This is a genomic window from Mesobacterium hydrothermale (assembly GCF_035818635.1).
GTDB classification, from domain to species: Bacteria; Pseudomonadota; Alphaproteobacteria; order Rhodobacterales; family Rhodobacteraceae; genus Mesobacterium_A; species Mesobacterium_A hydrothermale.
The window spans coordinates 17,856-39,050 of sequence record NZ_JAYLLH010000001.1 but is presented as its reverse complement, the minus strand read 5'-3'; the positions used below and the strand labels follow the sequence as shown (position 1 = coordinate 39,050).

At 63.3% G+C, this 21,195-nt stretch carries 18 protein-coding genes, 1 other RNA gene and 1 pseudogene; 10 read left to right on the top strand and 10 right to left on the bottom strand.

The genetic code is table 11. The features are described 5' to 3' along the window. Positions 1 to 17: 17 nt before the first annotated feature. From VK792_RS00190 to VK792_RS00180, 3 genes are all read right to left on the bottom strand, one after another. Entirely contained in the window at positions 18 to 893 is an 876-nt protein-coding gene (locus VK792_RS00190) for a 50S ribosomal protein L11 methyltransferase (protein ID WP_326295120.1), read from the bottom strand. Between the two features lie 73 nt (positions 894 to 966). Then, entirely contained in the window at positions 967 to 2,202 is a 1,236-nt protein-coding gene (locus tag VK792_RS00185) for an MFS transporter (RefSeq protein WP_326295118.1), read from the bottom strand. A gap of 52 nt (positions 2,203 to 2,254) precedes the next feature. Continuing rightward, complete coding sequence (locus VK792_RS00180) at positions 2,255 to 2,686, bottom strand: cupin domain-containing protein (protein WP_326295117.1); 432 nt, start codon at positions 2,684 to 2,686, stop codon at positions 2,255 to 2,257. Between the two features lie 217 nt (positions 2,687 to 2,903). Between VK792_RS00180 and VK792_RS00175 the strand changes: the two are divergent. Beyond that, positions 2,904 to 3,965, top strand: a pseudogene (locus VK792_RS00175) (YeeE/YedE family protein). A gap of 51 nt (positions 3,966 to 4,016) precedes the next feature. Here VK792_RS00175 and VK792_RS00170 read toward each other — a convergent pair. The 3 genes from VK792_RS00170 to hemE form a co-directional block, all read right to left on the bottom strand. Further along, positions 4,017 to 4,778, bottom strand: a complete 762-nt coding sequence (locus VK792_RS00170; protein ID WP_326295116.1) for an ABC transporter permease — start codon at positions 4,776 to 4,778, stop codon at positions 4,017 to 4,019. Then, positions 4,775 to 5,710: an ABC transporter ATP-binding protein gene (locus VK792_RS00165; RefSeq protein WP_326295114.1), complete on the bottom strand. Its 936-nt coding sequence runs from the start codon at positions 5,708 to 5,710 to the stop codon at positions 4,775 to 4,777. Before VK792_RS00165 ends, VK792_RS00170 begins: the two co-directional genes overlap by 4 nt. A gap of 114 nt (positions 5,711 to 5,824) precedes the next feature. Then, positions 5,825 to 6,859 (bottom strand): uroporphyrinogen decarboxylase, encoded by a 1,035-nt coding sequence (gene hemE / locus VK792_RS00160; protein ID WP_326295112.1) that lies wholly within the window; start codon positions 6,857 to 6,859, stop codon positions 5,825 to 5,827. Positions 6,860 to 6,964: 105 nt separating this feature from the next. Here hemE and hemC point away from each other — a divergent pair, with 105 nt between their 5' ends. After that, on the top strand, positions 6,965 to 7,924 hold the full coding sequence (hemC, locus tag VK792_RS00155; protein WP_326295110.1) for a hydroxymethylbilane synthase: 960 nt from the start codon (positions 6,965 to 6,967) through the stop codon (positions 7,922 to 7,924). A gap of 90 nt (positions 7,925 to 8,014) precedes the next feature. Here hemC and VK792_RS00150 read toward each other — a convergent pair whose 3' ends face one another. Next, complete coding sequence (locus tag VK792_RS00150) at positions 8,015 to 8,479, bottom strand: SRPBCC family protein (protein WP_326295108.1); 465 nt, start codon at positions 8,477 to 8,479, stop codon at positions 8,015 to 8,017. A gap of 49 nt (positions 8,480 to 8,528) precedes the next feature. Continuing rightward, positions 8,529 to 9,494: an NAD(+) diphosphatase gene (nudC, locus tag VK792_RS00145; RefSeq protein WP_326295107.1), complete on the bottom strand. Its 966-nt coding sequence runs from the start codon at positions 9,492 to 9,494 to the stop codon at positions 8,529 to 8,531. Positions 9,495 to 9,671: 177 nt separating this feature from the next. Here nudC and VK792_RS00140 point away from each other — a divergent pair, with 177 nt between their 5' ends. From VK792_RS00140 to VK792_RS00110, 7 genes are all read left to right on the top strand, one after another. Then, positions 9,672 to 11,642 (top strand): bifunctional 2',3'-cyclic-nucleotide 2'-phosphodiesterase/3'-nucleotidase, encoded by a 1,971-nt coding sequence (locus tag VK792_RS00140; RefSeq protein WP_326295105.1) that lies wholly within the window; start codon positions 9,672 to 9,674, stop codon positions 11,640 to 11,642. Between the two features lie 263 nt (positions 11,643 to 11,905). After that, complete coding sequence (locus VK792_RS00135) at positions 11,906 to 12,907, top strand: ABC transporter substrate-binding protein (RefSeq protein ID WP_326295104.1); 1,002 nt, start codon at positions 11,906 to 11,908, stop codon at positions 12,905 to 12,907. Between the two features lie 51 nt (positions 12,908 to 12,958). Continuing rightward, the gene (locus VK792_RS00130; protein WP_326295103.1) at positions 12,959 to 13,753 is read left to right on the top strand and encodes an ABC transporter ATP-binding protein; all 795 of its coding nucleotides are present in this window, start codon (positions 12,959 to 12,961) and stop codon (positions 13,751 to 13,753) included. Positions 13,754 to 13,799: 46 nt separating this feature from the next. After that, positions 13,800 to 14,561 (top strand): ABC transporter permease, encoded by a 762-nt coding sequence (locus tag VK792_RS00125; protein ID WP_326295102.1) that lies wholly within the window; start codon positions 13,800 to 13,802, stop codon positions 14,559 to 14,561. A 169-nt stretch (positions 14,562 to 14,730) separates the two neighbouring features. Further along, positions 14,731 to 16,269, top strand: a complete 1,539-nt coding sequence (locus VK792_RS00120; RefSeq protein ID WP_326295101.1) for an ankyrin repeat domain-containing protein — start codon at positions 14,731 to 14,733, stop codon at positions 16,267 to 16,269. A gap of 104 nt (positions 16,270 to 16,373) precedes the next feature. Further along, positions 16,374 to 17,207 carry a KPN_02809 family neutral zinc metallopeptidase gene (ypfJ, locus tag VK792_RS00115; RefSeq protein WP_326295099.1) on the top strand — a complete coding sequence of 278 codons (834 nt, stop codon included), beginning with the start codon at positions 16,374 to 16,376 and terminating at the stop codon, positions 17,205 to 17,207. Positions 17,208 to 17,210: 3 nt separating this feature from the next. Beyond that, entirely contained in the window at positions 17,211 to 17,720 is a 510-nt protein-coding gene (locus VK792_RS00110) for a protein-tyrosine phosphatase family protein (RefSeq protein ID WP_326295097.1), read from the top strand. A gap of 31 nt (positions 17,721 to 17,751) precedes the next feature. On the opposite strand, the gene rsgA is transcribed toward VK792_RS00110, so the two are convergent. Then, the gene (rsgA, locus tag VK792_RS00105; protein ID WP_326295096.1) at positions 17,752 to 18,777 is read right to left on the bottom strand and encodes a ribosome small subunit-dependent GTPase A; all 1,026 of its coding nucleotides are present in this window, start codon (positions 18,775 to 18,777) and stop codon (positions 17,752 to 17,754) included. 142 nt (positions 18,778 to 18,919) lie between these two features. Further along, positions 18,920 to 19,016: signal recognition particle sRNA small type (gene ffs / locus VK792_RS00100), an RNA gene on the bottom strand. 177 nt (positions 19,017 to 19,193) lie between these two features. Here ffs and VK792_RS00095 point away from each other — a divergent pair. Further along, on the top strand, positions 19,194 to 20,945 hold the full coding sequence (locus VK792_RS00095) for a DNA polymerase III subunit gamma/tau (RefSeq protein ID WP_326295094.1): 1,752 nt from the start codon (positions 19,194 to 19,196) through the stop codon (positions 20,943 to 20,945). Positions 20,946 to 21,195: the final 250 nt, after the last annotated feature.

The following is a 21,195-nucleotide window of genomic DNA, read 5'->3' as shown; positions in this document are numbered from 1 at the left end:
GGCGATTCGGTGGATTCTCAGGCGTCGCGCTGCAAGGTCAGCGTGGTCCATTCACCAATCTCATCGCGATGGACAAGACTGTTTCCGTTCTGGCGATAGACCTCGATCACCTCATCCGCCTGCCGGTTCAGGATGCCTGACAGGATCGCATAGCCCCCCGGTGCCAGCGCCGACGACATCGTCGGCGACAGGTCGATCAGCGGGGCCTTCAGGATATTCGCAAAAACCAGATCGAACGGCGCGGCCTCGGTCAGTACCGGGTGATCGAAACCGGTGGCCTCGATGCAAGAGACTCGGCCTTGCAGGTTGTTGGCACGCACGTTGGCTTCGGCCACCTCGACGGCAACCGGGTCGATATCGCTGGCCAGAACCGGGCCCGGCCAGATTCGGGCAGCGCCCATCGCCAGAACCGCGGTACCACATCCGATATCCACCACGCTCTTGCCGACGAAGCCTTCGGTCGCCAGCCGGTCCAGGGCACACAGACACCCCAGCGTGGTACCGTGGTGGCCGGTGCCAAAGGCCATCGCCGCCTCAATCAGCAGGGGTTCGGCACCTTCGGGGATCTTGTCGGCGTCATGGCTGCCATAGACGAAGAAACGCCCGGCTGGCACCGGGGTCAGTTCACGGCGCACCTTGTCGACCCAATCGGTATCGGGAACTTTCGACACGACGAACGGCTTGGCGTCGAACGCGGCAGCCAGCAGCGCCAGTTCCACCGTGTTCGGCTCTTCGACAAAGTAACCGCCGACTTCCCAGGTGCCTGAGCCGTCCTCGATCTCGAACACACCAACACCGGTGGGTTCGGGTTCCAGCTCTTCCATCGCCTCGCCCAGCGCCTCGGCGGCGGTCTTGTCGGTCAGCTTGGTAAAGGCGGTATAGGTGGTGGGCATCGGCGACTCCTGTCAAAGCCCCTGCCTCGTACACCAAGCCCGCGCCGCTTGCCAGCGGCGACAGGCGCCCGGCTTATTCCGCGGGGGCCGCCGCGACGAACTGCTTGAACACGGTTTCATTGCCCGGTTCGGGGTGGCGCGGGATCAAAAGCGCCAGCGCCAGCGACGTCAGCGCCATGCCCGCAGCCAAACCGAACACCGCCCCCGGCGACACCAGCCACAATAGGCCCAGCAGCACCGGCAGGAACACCGCCGCGATATGGTTGATGGTGAAGGCCACCGCCGCTGTCGGCGCGATATCCCCCGGATCGGCGATCTTCTGGAAATAGGTCTTCAGAGCCAGGGCCAGCGCGAAAAAGAAGTGGTCGATCACGTACAGGATCGACGCCAGCACCACGCCCCAGCCGAACCAGTAAAGACCGCCGTAGGCCAAAAAGACGATTGCCAGTCCGGTGTATTCAAAGATCAGCGCCCGGCGTTCGCCCCAGATATGAACCGCCTTTCCCAAAAGCGGCGCGGCCACCATGTTGGCCACAAGGTTGATCAAATACAGCGCCGTCACCTCGTGCACGTCAAAGCCGAAACGTTCGACCATCATGAAACCCGCAAAGACCACAAAGATCTGACGCCGGGCACCGGCCATGAACTGCAACGCGTAATACAACCAGTAACGCTTGCGCAGGACGAATTTCTTGACTTGCGGGTTAGGCGATTCAAAGTGCGGAAAGGCAAAGGCGCACCACGCCACGATCACCAACGTCGCCCCGCCTGAAACGAGGTAGACGAAGTTATAACTCAGGTCGAATGCCTTCCACGTCATCACGATCAGCACGTAGGCGACCAGCGTCGCCGCCGATCCGGCCGCCATCAGCAGCCCGATGATCTGGGGCGCCTTGTCCTTGGGCAGCCATTGCAGTTGCAGGCTCTGGTTCACGGTTTCGAAATAGTGAAACCCAATTGAACTCAGCATGGTGATGGTCAGGATGCCGCCCATGTTGGGGAACCACGCGGTCACCGCCGTGGCGATGCCCAGCATCGTCAGCGCCACATAGGCCAGCGTCTGTTCACGGATGAACAGGATGATCGCGATGACCCCGATCGCCAAAAACCCCGGGATTTCCCGCACCGTATGCAAAAGCCCGATGTCGGAACCGTCAAAGTTCGCCGCGTCGATGACGAAATTGTTCAGCAGAGCCGACCACGTCGCAAACGACAGCGGCATGGCAATTGCCATCAGGAACAACAACGCGCGCGGCCTGCGCCACAAGGGCAGGTCGCGCGCGTCGGAAAGGTGCATAAGTCTGGCCATGTCTGGCCTTTACGCCGATTGATCCGGTTTGGCGAGGGTTTCGTGCAGCCCCTCAGACCGCCGAGAACCGGTAATCGACTTCCGAAAACTTGTCGCGCGGGAACACGTAGAGAAAGCGCAACCCGTCAGGCCCCGCCACGGTGCCATGCTCGGCCTCTGCCGGGATGTACAGCGCGACACCCGGCGCCATCAGGTGCGGCGTGCCGTCGATGGTGACAGTGCCCTGCCCGGACAAGCCGAAATAGATCTCGGCCGGGCCGTGACGATGCGGCAGCAGTGTATCGCCCGGGCCGAACTCGGCAATGCCCATCACCATGCCAGAGGTGGCCGTGCGGTCAGAACAGAACAGCGTGCGCCACTTCACCGTGCCAAAAACGCTGGGGTCTTCCGCGCCTTCCAGCGGGGCGTGATCGCTGTTGGCCACAACCGGCAATGCTGCCATCAATGTGGCAAGAACTTCCGGTTCGATAATCTGTTCGTTCATGACCCTGCCTCCTGCGTTCAGAGCACCGTTCTACTGCCCCTCGGTGCGGCGAATCGGGCAGTTCGCTCGCGCCCGGAAACGACCAGAATGTCGTTTCGGAACATTGGCTGATCTGGATCAATGCAAAAAAGGCCTCCGCCGGAGATATCTTTGCGCGAAACCACCAAGACGACTGGGGTTCAACCTGCCCAGCCCGTCCAGAATCCGGGGAAAACACATGGACATAGTGAACCTGGTCGAATCAATCGGCGAAGCACCGACAGCTGCCCTCTTTGGCCTGATTACCGGCACGGTTTTCGGGGTTTCCGCGCAGCGCTCGAAATTCTGTCTGCGTGCGGCAACCATCGAATTTGCCCGCGGCATGATGCATGACAAGGTCGCCGTCTGGTTCCTGACCTTCTCGACTGCGGTCGTCTGGGTACAGGCCGCACAGCTTCTGGGCCTGATAGACACGACATAGGCGCGGATGATGGCGGTTCCGGGCAGCTGGTCGGGCGCGATCATCGGCGGGCTGATGTTCGGCGCAGGCATGGTTCTGGCACGTGGCTGTTCCGGCCGCCTGCTGGTGATGGCGGCGACGGGCAACATGCGGTCCATCGTGTCGGGCCTGATCTTTGCAGTGGTCGCCCAGATGGCAATCACCGGTTGGCTGTCGCCGCTGCGCGACTGGCTGGCGGCGCTGTGGATCACGGAAGGCGGGCGCAACATGGACCTGCTGGCAGCCCTGCACCTGCCGGAATGGTCGGGCCTTGTCATCGGCCTTGTCTTCGCGGCCTTGGCGCTGGAACTGTCACGCCGCCACCAGATCGGCTGGTCGCGGCTGATTTTCGCCTCGGGTGTCGGGTTCTCGGTCGCGCTTGGGTGGGGTCTGACCTACACCCTGTCGCAGGTGGCCTTTGATCCGGTCCAGATCGAAAGCGCCACGTTCACCGGCCCGTCTGCCAATACACTGATGTTCTTCCTGGATCGCTCCGCCATCCTGGAATTCGACGTCGGCCTTGTTCCCGGCGTTGTCATCGGATCGTTCCTGTCGTCGGTTCTGGCCAAGGAATTCCAGTTCCAAGGCTTTGAAGGCCCGACCCCGATGCGCCGCGCGATGATCGGTGCCGCCTTGATGGGCTTTGGCGGGATGCTGGCCGGCGGTTGCGCCATCGGAGCGGGCGTGACCGGTGGGTCGATCTTTGCCGGCACCGCGTGGCTTGCGCTGTTCTGCATGTGGATCGGCGGCATGTCGATGGATGTCATGCTTGGCGGTCGGCGCGCGCCCGTGCCCGCCTGACCCGATCAGGCCGAAGTCGAAAAGCCCCGCGCCTGGCGCGGGGCTTTTGCGTTATTGCCGGATGCGCCAGCCGGTCCGGAAAATCCACCAGATCGCGGCAAGGCACAGCGCGGTAAAGCCACCGATGGCCAGCAAACTCAGCCCGATGGACACATCCGCCAGCCCAAAGAACGCCCAACGGAAACCGGAGATCAGGTAAACCACCGGGTTGAACATGGTGATCGCCTGCCACACAGGCGGCAACATCGAGATCGAATAGAAGGACCCGCCAAGGAAAACCAGTGGAGTCACAACCAGCAACGGCACCAGTTGCAATTGTTCGAAATTCTTCGCCCAGATGCCGATGATGAACCCCAGCAACGCGAAGCTGAGACACGTCAGCAGCAGGAACATGACCATCGCAAACGGGTGCTGGATGTGCAGATCGACAAACAACGCCGACGTGCCAAGGATTACCACCCCGATGAACAATGCCTTGGTCGCCGCCGCGCCGACATAGCCGACGACGATTTCCAGGAAATTCACCGGTGCCGATAACAACTCATAGATCGTGCCGATGAACTTGGGGAAGTAGATGCCGAAAGACGCGTTTGAAATCGCCTGTGTCATCACGCTCAACATGATCAACCCGGGCACGATGAACGCTCCATAGCTGATGCCTTCAACCTGGTCGATGCGCGACCCGATCGCCGCCCCGAAGACAACGAAGTACAGCGAAGTCGAGATCACCGGCGACACGAAGCTTTGCAGCAGGGTACGGAAGAACCGCGTCATTTCGAAACGATAGATGGCCCAGATCGCGTGCAGGTTCATGCTGCATCCTCCCCTGCCTGTACCAACCCGATAAAAATATCTTCAAGCGAATTCTGTCGGGTGTGCACATCGCGCAGAACCACGCCAAGCTCGGACAACCGGGCAATCAACCGGGCGATCCCGGTGCGTTCGGCCTGCGTGTCATAGGCATAGACAAGCGCGCGCCCACCGTCTTCCAGCCGCAGCGCATAGTCCGACAGCCCGTCAGGGACAGATGCCAACGGTTCCTGCAAGTCGATCCGCAGTTCCTTTTGCCCCATCCTGTGCATCAGCGTGGCCTTGTCCTCGACCAACAGCAGATCACCCTTGTTGATGACCCCGATGCGGTCGGCGATCGCCTCGGCTTCTTCGATGTAGTGCGTGGTCAGGATGATGGTCACGCCCTGCGACTTGAGCGCGGCAACGGTGTCCCACATGCCCTTGCGCAATTCCACGTCGACCCCGGCGGTGGGTTCATCCAGAAACAGCACCCGTGGTTCATGCGCCAATGCCTTGGCGATCAGCACCCGGCGCTTCATCCCGCCGGACAGTTCGATTGTCTTGGCATCGCGCTTGTCCCACAGCGAAAGCTTGCGCAGGATATCTTCGATCAGGGCCTCGTTCCGCGGCTTGCCGAACAGGCCGCGCGAAAACCGGACCGCGTTGATCACGGTCTGGAACGGTTCGAGGTGAATTTCCTGCGGCACCAACCCGATCAGCGCCCGCGCTGCGCGGTAATCGGTGATCGTGTCATGCCCGCCCACGCGGATCGTGCCGGACGTGGGCAGGGTGATCCCACAGATCGTGGAAATCAGCGTCGTCTTGCCCGCACCGTTCGGCCCCAACAGCGCAAGGATTTCCCCTTCTTCAATGGACAGGGTCACGCCTTTCAGCGCCTCGAACCCGCCGGGATAGGCTTTGCGCAAGCCTTCAATCTCTACCATTGCCGTCATCGGCCATACCTTCGTGTTTCCTCTTTCGGGGACACACCTAAACCGATCCGTTCAGTTTTCAAACTGCCCGGTTGCGTATGACTGTTGTGCAAAATTGCAGCGTCCGGGCGCAGATCAGCCGTTTCGCACGGTATCGATCATCAATTGTACGTTTTCGGGATCGGCATCCGGTGTGATCCCGTGACCCAGGTTGAAGATATGCGGCCCCTTGGAAAACACCTGCACGATGTGACGGGTTTCATCAACAAGTGCCTGTCCACCGGTCACCATATGCGACGAGGCCAGGTTGCCCTGCACGCAGCCATCGACCTGCACTTTCGCTGCGGCCCATTCCGGGGTCACCGAATTGTCCACCGCGACGCAATCCGCGCCGGTCGCCTTGGCGAACCCGACATACCCTTCGCCCGCTTCGCGCGGGAAGGCGATGACCGGGATGCCCGGGTGCCGCGCCTTGAGTTCCTGAATGATGATGCGCGCGGGTTCCAGCGCGAAATCGTGGAAATCCTGCCCCTTCAGCGACCCGGCCCAGCTGTCGAAAATCTTGACCACCTCGGCCCCGGCGTCGATCTGCGCCGACAGGTAGTCGATGGTGGATTCGGTCAGCCGGTCGACGATCTTCTGGAACAGTGCGCGATTTTCGGCCTTCAGCGCATGGGCCGGGCCCTGATCCTTGGTGCCGCGCCCGGCGATCATGTAGGTCGCCACGGTCCACGGCGCCCCGGCAAACCCGATCAACGTGGTTTCCTCGGGCAGTTCGCGCCGCAAGAGGCGCACGGTTTCATAGACCGGGTTCAGCGTGTCGTGGATCATCTCGCCCCGGCCCAGCTTTTCGAACTCGGCCTCGGTGGTGATGGTGGACAGGCGCGGCCCTTCTCCGGTGACGAACCACAGGTCGGTGCCCAGCGCCTGCGGCAGCAACAGGATGTCGGCAAACAGGATCGCGGCATCAAAGCCATAGCGGCGGATCGGCTGCAACGTCACCTCGGCCGCCAGTTCACTGTTGTAGCACAGGGACAGGAAATCCCCCGCCTGCGCCCGCGTCGCCCGGTATTCCGGCAGGTACCGGCCCGCCTGCCGCATCATCCAGATCGGCGGGGTGGGCAGGGTTTCACCGGCAAGGGCGCGCAGGATCTTTTTCGTCGGGGCCATGGGTCGTTCCTTCCTCAGTCTTGGCGAGAGGGGATCAAGGCTTGGCGGCAATATGTCAAGACGCAGCCGCTTGCGCGCGTCACCTTGCCCGCATATGGCTAGCGCATGACACGTCCGCTTCCTTCCCCCGCAGCACCGCTGCGCATCGGCACCCGCGGTTCGCCGCTGGCGCTGGCGCAGGCCTATGAAACCCGTGACCGGCTGTCGGCGGCCTTTGATCTGCCGCAGAACGCGTTCGAGATCGTGGTCATCAAGACCACCGGCGACAACCGTGCCATGATCGACGCCGACCGCCCGCTAAAGGAAATTGGCAACAAGGGGCTGTTCACCAAGGAAATCGAAGAGGCGATGATCGCCGGCGACATCGACATTGCCGTGCATTCGATGAAAGACATGCCGACGGTTCAGCCCGAGGGGCTGATCCTCGATTGCTACCTGCCGCGCGAAGACGTGCGTGACGCCTTCATCAGCCCGGAGTTCAAGGCGATCGCCGACCTGCCCGAAGGCGCGGTTGTCGGCACCTCGTCACTGCGCCGCCGCGCGCAGTTGCTGAACCGACGGCCCGACCTGAAACCGGTGGAATTTCGCGGCAACCTGCAAACCCGGCTGCAAAAGCTGGACGATGGCGTGGCGCGCTGCACCTTCCTTGCAATGGCCGGTCTGAACCGGCTGAACATGACCGACGTCCTGGCGCACGCGATTGAAACCGCCGACATGCTGCCCGCCGTGGCGCAAGGTGCCATCGGGATCGAACGGCGCACCGACGATGCCCTCGCGGCAGATATGTTGGCGGCCATCCACGATCTGCAAACCGCGCAACGGCTGGCCGCTGAACGGGCCTTCCTGGCACGGCTGGACGGGTCCTGCGAAACCCCGATTGCGGGGCTGGCCGAACTCGACGGCGGCAGTTTGCACTTGCGCGGCGAAGTCTTGCGCCCCGACGGGAGCGAGGCCCTGTCCGAAGCGATCAACGGCCCGATCAGCGATGGCCCGACGATGGGTGCGGAACTGGCCCTGCGTCTGTTGCATCATGCTGGGACCGGGTTTTTCGACTGGCGCGGCTGACCGCCCGCAGCTGCACACCTTAAAAACGTAACGCCCCGGGTCTGACTCCGGAGCGTTTGAATCCCAGCTGTGCGTGTCGCGGCGCAGCCGTCACGCGGCCTTGATGCGTTTTTCGATGCCGCGGCCCATTTCCGCAACGCGGCTGTCCAGTTTTTTCTCGATCGTGCTCTTGGCCAGTTTCAACGACTGGACCAACAGCCGCGCCGACAGGTTGGCGGGCTTCAGATCGGTCTTGAGGTGCAGCCGCGTCTTTGCCGGTGACAGTGCCACCAGTTCGATCCGCATCTCGATGTCCAGTCCGCCGGTATGGGCATTGTAGGCCACCGCCTCGGGCGGGGTGAATTCGGCAAGCGTCACCGTCATGCTGCGCGGTTTGCCCCGAAACCCAAAGGTTGCTTCCCATTCCATCCCCGCGGCGGGCGGTGTGCTGTCTGTGACCCGCTCGACTTCGATCGCGCGTTGGGTTGCAACCTGTTCGATCAGGTTGAAATCGCTGACAACTGCGAACACCTTTTCGATTGTCGCGTCGATGTCTTCTTTTGCCGCCAGATGCATCTGCTTCTGCCCCTTGTATAGTCTTGCCCGTCGGATCGGCAGTTTCGCGTCAATCGAGCCTGTCCGCAAGCCAGTTCCTGAGCAGGAAATGCGCAATTGCACCTTTTCGGGCGGGCAACAATCCTTCGCGCAAACCGGCCATGGCGTCAGCCACCTCTTCGCGGCTGACCCAGCGGGCATCTTCGATTTCGACCGGGTCGATATTGATCTCGTCGCTCAGCGCTTCTCCGGCGCAGCCGAACATCAGCGACGACGGGAACGGCCAGGGTTGACTGGCCAGATAGCGCACCGCGCCAACCTCGATACCGGCCTCTTCCGCCACTTCGCGGCGCACCGCGGCTTCGATGGTCTCGCCAGGTTCGACAAAACCCGCAAGACAGGAATACATCCCTTCGGGCCAGCCGTGCGACCGGCCCAGCAACACCTTGTTGCCCCGCGTGATCAGCATGATGACCACCGGGTCTGTGCGCGGGAAATGATGCGCGCCACAGGCCGGGCAGATACGTTCCCACCCTGCCTTGTGAATGGTCGACGCCTGGCCGCATTTGGCGCAGAAGCCATGGCTGGCGTGCCAGCCAAGGATACCCTTTCCGGTCGCCGCAAGCTCTGCATCGTGCGCCGACAGACGGGTCATGTGGCCGCGCAGTTCGACAAACCGGGCGTTGGCCACGCTGGGATGTACCTGTTCGCTACGGTCGATAAACTGGCCCAGCGCAGCGGCGTCCAGGGTTTCGGGCTGCCAACCCGAGATGTCATAGGCAAAAACCGCAGTGCCGTCGTCGCGCCCCAGCAGGATTGGGGCCGAGACCGCTTCGCCCAAGACGGGGTGGGTCAGCGGCAGGCGGGTCAGCCCTTCGTGTTCACCATTCGAGACAAGGCATTTGCCACGCCAGAACAGCACCGCCCGGCTGTCCGGGTCCTGCATCGCCGCAGCCAACGCCGGCAAGTCGTCGCGCAGCGCGGCAGCCCGATCAAGGCCTGAGCCGCCGAAAGTCACTTGTTCCGCGTGCCGCATCGCTCTCCCTCCGCCCGATTGCAGTGTTGAATTACATGTTCATTGCACAATGGCCAGTGTCCCGACCACCGCATCGGCGGGATGGCAATCAAATTTTCGACCAGAAGATAAAAAATTTCATTGCCGCGTCATGTTGTGGCAGCATCAGGAAATAACAAAACACTCAGGGAGAGTCGCATGTCGACCAAGTCAAGTTTCACCCGGCGCGGCTTCATGGCCGGCGCCGCGGCAGGCAGCGCACTGATCGCGCTGCACCCCTATTCGGCCAACGCAGCCACCAACCAGGCGCACCTGCGGATCATGGAAACCACTGACCTGCATGTGCATGTCTTCCCGTATGATTACTATGCCGACAAACCCGTGGATACGCTGGGTCTGTCGCGCACCGCGTCGATCATCGAAGAGATCCGGGCAGAGGCCACCAACTCCATGCTGGTGGACAACGGCGACTTCTTGCAAGGCAACCCGATGGGCGATTACATCGCGTATGAAAAGGGTATGAAGGAAGGCGACTTGCACCCGGTCATCGCGGCGATGAATACGCTGAACTTCGACGCCGGGACCATCGGCAACCATGAATTCAACTACGGTCTGGATTTCCTGAAAAAATCGACCGATATGGCGAATTTCCCCATCGTACTGGCCAATATCGCCAAGTCGCAGGGCGCCACTGCCCGCGAGGATGACACCCTTTACAAACCCTACGTGATCCTGGACCGGATGGTGAAAGACGGGTCGGGGACCGAACACGCGATCAAGGTCGGCATCATCGGCTTCACCCCGCCGCAAGTCATGAACTGGGACCGCAAGCACCTTGAAGGCAATGTCATGGCGCGCGACATCGTCGCCACGGCCAAAGCCTTTGTCCCAGAGATGAAAGAGGCCGGTGCCGACATCATCATCGCGCTGTCGCATTCCGGCATTGGGTCCGCCAACCCCGAGGACGGGATGGAAAACGCCAGCGTGCCGCTGGCCGCAGTTGACGGCGTCGATGCGATCATGACCGGGCACAGCCACCTTGTCTTCCCCTCGCCAACCTACAAGGACTATGCCGCCGTCGATGCTGAAAAGGGCCTGATCCACGGCAAGCCCGCCGCAATGGGCGGCTTCTGGGGCAGCCATCTGGGCATCATCGACCTGATGCTGGAAAAGGATGGCGGCGATTGGCGCGTCGTCACCGCCAGCTCCGAGTCGCGCCCGATTTCCAAGCGGAACGAGGACCGTTCGATCACCGCGCTGGTGGGCGACAACGAAACCGTTCTTGCCGCCGCCCGCGCCGACCACGACGCGACATTGGCCTATGTCCGCCGCGCAGTGGGAAAGACCTCTGCCCCGCTTTACAGCTATTTCGCGCTGGTGGCGGATGACCCATCGGTCCAGATCGTAAGCCAGGCGCAGACCTGGTACATCGCACAGATGATGCAGGGCACCCAATACGAAGGTCTACCGATCCTGTCGGCGGCGGCCCCGTTCAAAGCCGGTGGCCGTGGCGGCCCGGAATATTACACCGATGTGCCCGCAGGCGATGTGGCCATCAAGAACGTGGCTGACCTGTATCTTTATCCCAACACCGTGCGCGCGGTGAAAGTCACCGGCGCGCAGGTCAAGGACTGGCTGGAACGCAGCGCGGGCATGTTCAACCAGGTCGCCCCGGGCAGCACCGACGCGCCGCTGCTGAACCCCAGCTTCCCAAGCTACAACTTCGATGTGATCGACGGCGTGACCTATCAGATCGACCTGTCGCAACCGTCGAAATTCGGCCCCAAGGGAGAGCTGGAGGCCCCCGACGCCAACCGCATCGTGAACCTGATGTTCAACGGCGCCCCGGTTGATCCTGCAGCAGAGTTCATCATTGCCACCAACAACTACCGCGCGTCGGGTGGTGGCAGCTTCCCCGGCACCGGCGACACGATCATCTTTGAAGGGCCCGACACCAACCGCGACGTGATCGTCCGCTACATCGTCGAACAGGGCACGATCAACCCGTCCGCCGATGAAAACTGGTCCTTTGCCCCGCTGGGCGGCACCTCCGTTCTGTTCGAAACCGGGCCGAAGGCGCGCGATTACGTCAGCGACCTGAAAGGGCTCGACATCGAAGACGCCGGTAACACCGACGCAGGCTTTGCCCAGTTCCGCATCAAGCTGTGACACCGCAAACTACCTGAAAAATCACGACGGGCGGCCCCCTGTGCCGCCCGTTTTTTCATGCCAGCGCGCCGGTGATGGGTTCGATTCGGATCCAACTGCAAATCGCACATTGCCCATTTCTTAGGCGCATCAATTCATTCGCGTCACAATATGCGGCAGAGAACTTCCGTGTGCGTAATGTTCAGGCATATCGCTGGCCTTACCGTCGTCGGAACAGCGATGACTCTGCCGCAGTCGTGTTGCTGCCAACAGAGGAGTTTCCAGTGTATTACCGCGCTCTCGCCGCTGCCGCAGGTGTCATCCTGTGCGGCGCGGCCCATGCCGAAACCGCCGTACCCTTCGCCCTCGATTGGAAATTCGAAGGTCCCTCGGCCCCCTATTTCGCCGCCATCGACAACGGCCACTTCGCCGAAGCTGGCCTGTCGGTGGAAATCTCCGCCGGCCAGGGCTCGCTCGACGCGATTCCGAAGGTGGCCACCGGTGCCTTCCCGGTGGGCTTTGCCGACATCAACTCGCTGATCAAGTTCCTTGACCAGAACCCCGGCGCGCCCGTCACCGCCGTGATGATGATTTACGACAAGCCGCCCTTCGCCGTCGTCGGCCGCAAGTCGCTCGGCGTCGAGGCACCGAAAGACCTGGAAGGCAAGGTGCTGGGCGCCCCGCCCCCGGATGGCGCCTGGGCCCAGTTCCCGATCTTCGCTGCCACCAACAGCCTCGACATGGCCGCGATCACCGTTGAACCCGTGGGTTTCCCGACCCGCGAACCGATGCTGGCCGAAGGCAAGGTCGCCGCGATCACCGGCTTCTCGTTCTCGTCCTACCTGAACCTCGTGCGCCTCGGCGTGCCCGAGGATGACATCTCGACCATCCTGATGGCCGATTACGGGGTCGACCTCTACGGCAACGCGATCATCGTCAACACCGACTATGCCGCCGCCAACCCCGAGATCATCAAGGGCTTCCTCGGCGCCGTCGCCAAGGGCTGGACCGACGCGATTGCCGATCCGGCAGGCGCCACCGCCAGCATGGTCGGACGCAACCCCGCCGCCGACGCCGCGCTGGAACAACGCCGCCTGCAGCTGGCCATCGACGCCAACGTGGTGACCGACTGGACCAAGGCCAACGGCATGGGCGACATCGACGACGCGCGCTTCGCCAATGCGCTCGAACAGATCAAGATGACCTACGAGTTCAAGACCGCGCCCGACGCATCGCTTTACTTCACCGATGCCTACCTGCCCGAAGAAGGGTTCGCGCTGAAATAAGCCAGAAGGGGTGGGCCACGCGGCCCACCCCGTTTCCTTTCCGGAGTGGCCATGACCAATCTCATAGACATCAAGGGCGTGCGCCACGCCTACAAGACCAAGGCCGGCCCGCTGCCGGTGCTGGACGGGCTGGAACTCTCTGTACCCGAAGGTGGCTTCGTCGCCGTCGTCGGCCCCTCGGGCTGCGGCAAGTCCACCCTGACAAAACTGGTCGCGGGCCTGCTGAAACCCGACCAGGGCGAAGTCTGGCTGCACGGCGAACTGGTGAAATCGCCGCGCTCCACCGTCGGCATGGCGTTCCAGAACCCGGTCATGCTGGAATGGCGCACGATCCTGAAGAACGTGATGCTGCCGCTGGAAATCGTGCCCAACAAGCTGTCCAGAACCGAAAAGGAAGACCGCGCGCGCTACCTGCTCGAACTCGTCGGCCTCAAGGGCTTCGAAGACAAACGCCCCTCCGAACTTTCGGGCGGGATGCGCCAGCGCGCCTCGCTCTGCCGCGCGCTTGTCCACAAGCCCGAGGTGCTGATCCTCGACGAACCCTTCGGCGCGCTCGATGCCTTCACCCGCGAAGATCTGTGGCAGATCATGCACCAGGTGAAAGCCAAGGAACCCTTCACCGGCGTGCTGATCACCCACGACCTGCGCGAATCCATCTTCCTGGCCGACCAGGTGGTCGTGCTGTCGGGCCGCCCGGCCAGAACGCAATACACGCTCGATGTGCAGTTCGACGGCCCGCGCGACATCGAACACCTCTACACCCCCGAGGCGGCCGAGATGCTGCACATCCTGCGCCACCAGATCGAGATCGCCCAGGGCCGCGCCCCCGCCGAAGACGCCGCCTGACCCCGCTTTCATCTTTCCAGAAATACTCAAATCAGGACGTCGCCCCATGTCTCTGCGTCAGATCGCTGTGCCCACCCTTGCCATCGTCATCTTCCTGATCCTGTGGGAGGCGCTGGTCTGGGTGATGGGCTGGCCGAACTACAAGATGGCCTCGCCCTCGGACCTGGTCCCGGCCTACAGCCGCTACTGGAACCTGTTTCTGGTGATGGGCTGGCAGACGCTGTGGCGCACCGTGGTCGGGCTGCTGATCGCCATCGTCGTCGGTACGGCCATCGGCATGATCATGGGCTTTTCGCGCACCATGCGCGACGCGCTCTACCCGCTGCTGGTGGGGTTCAACGCCATCCCCAAGGCCACGGTGGTGCCCATCGTGGCGCTGATGTTCGTGGGCTGGCACGATTTCAACACCGTGCTGATCGCCTTCATGATCTCGTTCTTCCCGATCGCCGTGTCGGTCAGCATCGGCCTGTCGACGCTGGAACCCGAATATCGCGACATCCTGCGCAGCCTTGGCGCATCGCAATCCACCATCTTCTGGAAAATCGCGCTGCCCAAGACCCTGCCGGAATTCTTCGGCGCTCTGAAGGTTGCCGTGACACTGGCCTTCATCGGCACCAACCTGATGGAGATCGTCAGCCCGCATGGCCGCGGTCTTGGGGCGCTGTTCGACAGCGGCAAGACCAATTCGGACTACCCGCTGATGTTTGCCGTTCTGATCGCCTTGGCCTTCCTGGGGATCGTGCTCTACTACGTCGTCGTCGCGCTGGAAAAGGTCTTCGCCGGTTGGGCGGAACGCCCGGCGGGCTAATCCCCTTGCCGCGCAACAGCTCCCGGCCTATGGTCCCCTTGCCTATCGCAGCGGGCACCCCGGTCCGCGGAAAGCGTGGTGACGCACCTGCCTTACAAGACCGACCAGACCTTCTCGGTTTTCTCTTTGCCCGGACAGCGGACCCGTGGGCGCAGTGTGGAGGAACCCGATGCCCTATCCCCGTATGCCGTCGCTCGACCAGTTGCGTCGCGACGCCAAGTCCCTGAAAAAAGCATTCGAGACCGGCGACGCACATGCCCGCGCGCGTGTCGCCAGCTATGCTGCGCGCCCCGGAACGGCCGACCTGAAACACGCCGATTTCCTGCATGTCATCGCCCGCGAAAACGGTTTTGAAAGCTGGCCCAAGCTGTCCTGGGCGGCGGAAACCATCGGGCTTGACCGTGCCGCGCGCCAGCAACGGCTGAAGGTTGCGCTGTTTCACGGCCAGATGTGGCAGGTGGAACAGCTGTTGTCCGAAACGCCCGATCTGGCCAGCGACCAGTTCGGCCTGGCCTGCGCGCTTTATGACAGTGACACGGTCCTGCGCTGGCTGGCGGACGACCCCGCCTGCGCCACCCGCGACTTCAGCCCGCGCCGCCCTATGCTGCACCTGGCGTTCTCGCGCTATCACAAGGTCCGCCCCGACCTGACCGCCAGCATGATCGTCATTGCCGAGGCGCTGGTCGCCAACGGTGCCAACGTGAACGACACGATGCCCACGGCGCCCGACAACGACCACCCGCTGTCCGCGCTTTACGGCGCCATCGGCCATGCCGACAACATGGTTCTGGGCCGCTGGCTGCTGGAACACGGCGCCAACCCCAACGATGGAGAGTCGCTCTATCACGCGACCGAACTGGGTCATCACGAAGGTCTGAAAATGCTGCTGGATTTCGGCGCGGACCCGACGGGCACCAACGCGCTGCTTCGGGCGATGGATTTCCACGATCACGCAGCGGTGCGGATGCTGCTGGATCACGGGGCACAGGCCGACGAATTCGATGGCAGCCCGGTCGGCGGCGAAGCGCCGTGGGTCGTGCCCGCCCTGCATCAGGCCGCGCGGCGCGGCAGCGACCGGCGTATGGTCGACATGCTGCTGGACGCGGGCGCCGATCCGGCGCGGGTCTACCAGGGGGCGGGGGTCTATGGCTATGCCCGTGTCTTTGGCAACCGCGCCCTTGCGCAGGCGCTGGAGGACCGCGGCCAGACACCACCGCTAAGTCGGGAAGAAACCCTGATGGCCCGCGCCGCCGACGGGCAGGACAGCCCGGGTGAATTCATCGACCCCCACAGGCTGCCCGACGCCTATCGCAACATCATCCACGAAATCCTGCACCTGCCCGGACGGCTCGAACAGGTCAAACGGCTGGTGGCGCTGGGGCTGGAATGCGACCGCCCCGATGCGCAGGGGCTGACCCCGGTTCAGATGGCGGGCTGGGAAGGGCCGCCGGAGGTGATGGGTTATTTCCTGTCTTTGCGCCCGGACCTCGGCCATGTGAACGGCTATGGCGGAACTTTGCTCAGCACGATCATGCACGGGTCGGAAAACTGCCCCGATCGCGACGCGCGCGACCATATCGCCTGTTTGCGCATGGCATTGGAAAACGGCGCGGCCATGCCCCGCCGCGCCGCCGAATGCGCCGGACGGGCCGATGTTGCCGAATTCCTGACCGATTGGGCGCGCGCATACCCCGGGCAGGTCGTCTGAAAACCACACATCCTGCGGGTTCTGCATATGACCATGCAGAATCCGCTTAATTGCGGCGGTCGCCGGGCTATCCTTGACCCGATTCTCTGGGGGGAGGTCGCCTGATGCGCCTGCGCAATGTCCGCGGCAGCCGGAATATCGAAGACCGACGCCGGACCGGTGGCGGCGGCAAGGCCAGCATCGGCGGCGTTGGCCTGCTGATCGTGTTGGCGATCGGCTATTTCGCGGGCATCGACGTGACTCCGCTGCTGGAAGACGTGCCACAGCAACAGACTGCCCCGCGCGACCTGTCACCCGAAGAAGAGCGCGCGGCAGAATTTTCGTCCCGCGTGCTTGTCACGACCGAGGCCGTCTGGACGCAGGTGTTCGACCAGCAGTTGGGCCGCAGCTATACTCCGCCGGTTCTGGTGCTGTATTCCGGCGTCACACAATCGCCGTGCGGCGGGGCCAGCGGGGCGACCGGGCCGTTCTATTGCCCGGCAGATGAAAAGGCGTATCTGGACACCGAATTCTTCGCCACCCTGTCGCGCCAACTGGGGGCCGGGGGCGATTTTGCCGCCGCCTATGTCATCGCGCACGAGGTCGCGCATCACGTCCAGAACGAACTGGGCATTCTCGGGCAAGTCAATCAGGCCCGGCAGGCGGCGGGACAGACCCAGGCCAACGCCTTGACCGTGCGGCTGGAATTGCAGGCGGATTGCCTTTCGGGTGTCTGGGCCCGCGCGGTGGACGGTCTGCTGGAGCCCGGCGATATCGAAGAAGCGCTGAACGCCGCCCGCAAGATCGGCGACGATCATTTGCAGGCCCGCGCGGGCCGCGTTCCGCAGCCGCACACCTTCACCCACGGGACCAGCGAACAGCGGTCACGCTGGTTCGCCACCGGGTACAAGACCGGCAAGCTCGCATCCTGCGACACGTTTTCCACGGACAGGTTGTAGAAGATGACGATTCACGCGCTTTCAGTTGGGGATGGCATCCTGGCCCTGTCGCAGATTCCAGGGGCAGAGGGCGACTATGCCGGCGATCTGGAACACATTCGCAGTTGGACCCCGGCGATGGTTGTGTCGCTGACCACCAGCCTGGAAATGTTCGTGGCCAAAGCCCACCAGATGGGCAACGACCTGCAGGAACGCGGCACCCGCTGGTGCCATATGCCGATCGAGGATTTCGGCACACCGGATCAGGCGTTCGAGGAAAAATGGCCCGACCTCAGCCGCGACATCCGCAAGGCGCTGTTCGGCGGGGGCCGGGTTCTGGTGCATTGCCGCGGGGGCTGCGGCCGGTCGGGTATGATCGCCCTGCGTCTGATGATCGAAGCCGGAGAGGCCCCGGACGACGCCCTGGCCCGGCTGCGGTCGGTGCGCGCTTGCGCCGTGGAAACCGATGCGCAGATGGCCTGGGCGATGTCGGGAGAACGCGGCGCAGCTGTGTTCCTGCGCCACGCCGACTAGCCCCGAAGCGCGACAAGCCCCTGAAACCCGTCTAATCTCCGCGCTTGTTGCGCGATCGCTTCTTGCCTTCGTTGTACATCTTCTGGCGCGTCCTGTCGCGGGCGCGGGCATCGGCCACGCTTTGGGTGCTGATCTCGTCCTCGCGTTTCAGCTTGCGCCACTCCGCAAGGCGGCTTGCGTCCAGATCGCCACGGTCAATCGCCGCCTGCACGGCGCAGCCCGGTTCACCCTCGTGTGCGCAATCGCGGAACTTGCATTCGGTCGCCAACGCTTCGACATCGGCAAAGACCTCGGCGATGCCATCGGCCACGTCGGTCAGCCCCAGTTCGCGCATCCCCGGCGTGTCGATCAGCCAGCCACCGTGCAACGTCGGGCGCAGGTGGCGGGCGGTGGTGGTATGGCGGCCCTTGGCATCGTCTTCACGGATGCCCTGAGTTGCTTCGATCTGGCCCGTCAGGACGTTTTGCAACGTGGTTTTTCCCACCCCGGACGACCCCACCAGAACCAGCGTCTGACCGCCACGGCACCACGGCGTCAGGCGCTCTACATCCTGCGGATCCTTGGCATTCAGGGTCAGCGCGGTGACCAGAGGCGACAGCGATTCCGCCTCGCGGCGATAGCGGCGATCATCGTCCACAAGGTCTGCTTTTGTCAGGATAACCAAAGGGATAGCATCGGCATTCGCGGCCAGGATCAGATAGCGCATCAACCGCGACGGGTTGAAATCGGCGTTACAACTGGTGACGATTCCCAGCGTGTCGACATTGGCCGCAACCAGCTGGCTGCGGGCGACCTCGCCGGCGGCGCGGCGTTGGATCAGGCTTTTCCGGTCGAGCAGTTTGACCACCTGCGTGCCATCGTGCAGAACCCAGTCGCCGACCGCATAGTCGGAGGTCGGGCCATCGGGCAGAATCGTCAGGGCACCCGCAGGTGACAGGACCGACAGGCGGTCGCGGTGAACGGTGGTAACGCGGGCGGCCGTGTCAGGCGATGCGCCATTCAACTGGCGCGCGAAATGGTCCGACCAGCCAAGGCCGGAAAGGTCGAAAGATGTCATTGGACGTGTCCCGAAAAAAGCAATTCAGCCAATCCCGTCAAAGGGTTGGCGATTTGGCGGACCGGGACGACGGGCCTTAGCCCTGAACATCCCGGAGGGGGAAGACAACAGTCATCAACATCTCCGGTTTGCGTTTTAGCCAGGTGAGAGGCTGGACAACGACCCAAGCGGGGCTCGTTACGGCTGCTTCCTTCCGGACCTGACCGGGTTGGCGAGGCGCCTGCCCGCGCCAACCTCTCGAGTCGCTATTTAGGACCTTTGTCACGGTTTTGCAACGGGCCGGATCCGGGCAAAATGGCGATGCACAAGTCATGCACATCCAATGCACAGTCCATGCATACGCGATGCGGTTTCGGCTGTGGACGCCGGTCGCGCCAAAGCCTACCCTATGGGGTGACACCGACCCCCGAGGATTGATGACCGACGCCCCCAAATACCAGGTTCTGGCCCGCAAGTACCGCCCCGAGACCTTTGCCGATCTTGTCGGGCAGGACGCGATGGTGCGCACCTTGCGCAATGCGTTCAAGGCCGACCGGATCGCGCAGGCCTTTATCATGACGGGCATTCGGGGAACCGGTAAAACCACCACCGCACGGATCATCGCCAAGGGGATGAACTGCATCGGCGCGGATGGCACCGGGGGACCGACAACCGACCCCTGCGGGCAGTGCGAACATTGCGTGGCGATCATGGAAGGCCGCCATGTCGACGTGATGGAGATGGACGCGGCGTCCAACACATCGGTCAACGACATTCGCGAGATCATCGACTCGGTGCACTATCGCGCCGCTTCGGCGCGCTACAAGATCTACATCATCGACGAAGTTCACATGCTGTCGACCAGCGCGTTCAACGCGCTGCTGAAGACGCTGGAAGAGCCGCCCGCGCATGTGAAGTTCATTTTCGCCACGACCGAGATCCGCAAGGTTCCGGTCACGGTGCTGTCGCGGTGCCAGCGCTTCGACCTGCGCCGGATCGAACCCGAGGTGATGATCGACCTGCTGCGCAAGATTGCCAGCGGCGAAGGCGCAGAGATCACCGATGACGCGCTGGCACTGATCACCCGCGCCGCCGAAGGCTCGGCCCGGGATGCAACCAGTCTGCTGGATCAGGCGATTTCGCACGGCGCCGGGGAAACCACTGCCGACCAGGTGCGGGCGATGTTGGGGCTGGCGGACCGGTCACGGGTGCTGGACCTGTTCGACCTGGTGATGAAGGGCGACGCCGCCGGGGCGCTGTCGGAACTGGGGGCGCAATATGCCGACGGGGTCGACCCGATGGCGGTGCTGCGCGACCTGGCAGAGATCACCCATTGGGTCAGCGTGGTGAAGATCACACCCGAGGCCGCCGACGACCCGACGATCAGCCCCGATGAACGGACGCGCGGACTGGCGATGGCCGAAACCCTGCCGATGCGGGTGCTGACGCGGATGTGGCAAATGCTGCTGAAGGCGCTGGACGAGGTTGCCGGCGCGCCCAACGCGATGATGGCCGCCGAAATGGCGGTGATCCGCATGACCCATGTTGCCGATCTGCCGACGCCAGAGGACCTTGTGCGGCGTCTGCAGGACGCGCCCCCACCCCCACCGGGCGGCGGCGACGGATACGCCGGCGCGCCGCAGGGCGGCGGGGTGCACGCACAGGCCCTGCCCGCGCCGACCCATCGTGGCCCGTCCGGCCCGATGGCGCGTGCCGGGGGGCAGGTTCTGGCGGTTGCGCAGGATCCGTCGCTGGCACGGTTTCCGACATTTGCGCATGTGCTGGATCTGATCCGCGCAAACCGCGATGTGAAGCTGCTGGTCGAGGTCGAAAGCGGTGTCCGGCTGGCCGCCTATCAGCCCGGCCGGATCGAGTTCACCCCCGCCGCCAATGCCGCGCCGGACCTGTCGCAACGGCTGGGCGCGGCGTTGCAACGCTGGACCGGCAACCGCTGGGCCGTGACCGTCGTGAACGGCTGCGAGGCCGCGACCATTGTCGAACAGCAAGAGGCCGCGAAACGCGCGCTGAAGGAACAGGCGCTGGCGCATCCACTGGTGGTGGCGGCGCTGAGTGCCTTTCCCGACGCCGAAATCACCGATGTGCGCAGCGCCGAAGAGGTCGCGGCAGAGGCAATGGCCGATGCCCTGCCAGAGGTCGAGGACGAATGGGACCCGTTCGAGGAGGAGTGATCCTTATGGTTCTGCCCGGCGCTGCCGTGGCAGAAGTATGTGACAAGTTGCGGCCAGATTGGTCGGCCGTGAACGGCCCGGTCACCGCAGTGACCGAAGCGCTGTACCTGTTCGGCACCGGCCCCGGGCTGGCGGCGATCCTGCTGACCGTGGCGGCGTTTACGTTCTACCGGCGCTGGCTGTTTGCGCTGGCGGCATTGGCGGCCGCCTTTCTGACCTTTGTCGCCGTGGCCAGCGCCTTGCCCGATCC

Excerpts from the sequence above, each read along its gene's own strand:
- VK792_RS00190 (WP_326295120.1), bottom strand. The coding sequence starts at position 893 with ATGCCCACCACCTATACCGCCTTTACCAAGCTGACCGACAAGACCGCC.
- VK792_RS00185 (WP_326295118.1), bottom strand. The coding sequence starts at position 2,202 with ATGGCCAGACTTATGCACCTTTCCGACGCGCGCGACCTGCCCTTGTGG.
- VK792_RS00180 (WP_326295117.1), bottom strand. The coding sequence starts at position 2,686 with ATGAACGAACAGATTATCGAACCGGAAGTTCTTGCCACATTGATGGCA.
- VK792_RS00170 (WP_326295116.1), bottom strand. The coding sequence starts at position 4,778 with ATGAACCTGCACGCGATCTGGGCCATCTATCGTTTCGAAATGACGCGG.
- VK792_RS00165 (WP_326295114.1), bottom strand. The coding sequence starts at position 5,710 with ATGACGGCAATGGTAGAGATTGAAGGCTTGCGCAAAGCCTATCCCGGC.
- hemE (WP_326295112.1), bottom strand. The coding sequence starts at position 6,859 with ATGGCCCCGACGAAAAAGATCCTGCGCGCCCTTGCCGGTGAAACCCTG.
- hemC (WP_326295110.1), top strand. The coding sequence starts at position 6,965 with ATGACACGTCCGCTTCCTTCCCCCGCAGCACCGCTGCGCATCGGCACC.
- VK792_RS00150 (WP_326295108.1), bottom strand. The coding sequence starts at position 8,479 with ATGCATCTGGCGGCAAAAGAAGACATCGACGCGACAATCGAAAAGGTG.
- nudC (WP_326295107.1), bottom strand. The coding sequence starts at position 9,494 with ATGCGGCACGCGGAACAAGTGACTTTCGGCGGCTCAGGCCTTGATCGG.
- VK792_RS00140 (WP_326295105.1), top strand. The coding sequence starts at position 9,672 with ATGTCGACCAAGTCAAGTTTCACCCGGCGCGGCTTCATGGCCGGCGCC.
- VK792_RS00130 (WP_326295103.1), top strand. The coding sequence starts at position 12,959 with ATGACCAATCTCATAGACATCAAGGGCGTGCGCCACGCCTACAAGACC.
- VK792_RS00125 (WP_326295102.1), top strand. The coding sequence starts at position 13,800 with ATGTCTCTGCGTCAGATCGCTGTGCCCACCCTTGCCATCGTCATCTTC.
- VK792_RS00120 (WP_326295101.1), top strand. The coding sequence starts at position 14,731 with ATGCCCTATCCCCGTATGCCGTCGCTCGACCAGTTGCGTCGCGACGCC.
- ypfJ (WP_326295099.1), top strand. The coding sequence starts at position 16,374 with ATGCGCCTGCGCAATGTCCGCGGCAGCCGGAATATCGAAGACCGACGC.
- VK792_RS00110 (WP_326295097.1), top strand. The coding sequence starts at position 17,211 with ATGACGATTCACGCGCTTTCAGTTGGGGATGGCATCCTGGCCCTGTCG.
- rsgA (WP_326295096.1), bottom strand. The coding sequence starts at position 18,777 with ATGACATCTTTCGACCTTTCCGGCCTTGGCTGGTCGGACCATTTCGCG.
- VK792_RS00095 (WP_326295094.1), top strand. The coding sequence starts at position 19,194 with ATGACCGACGCCCCCAAATACCAGGTTCTGGCCCGCAAGTACCGCCCC.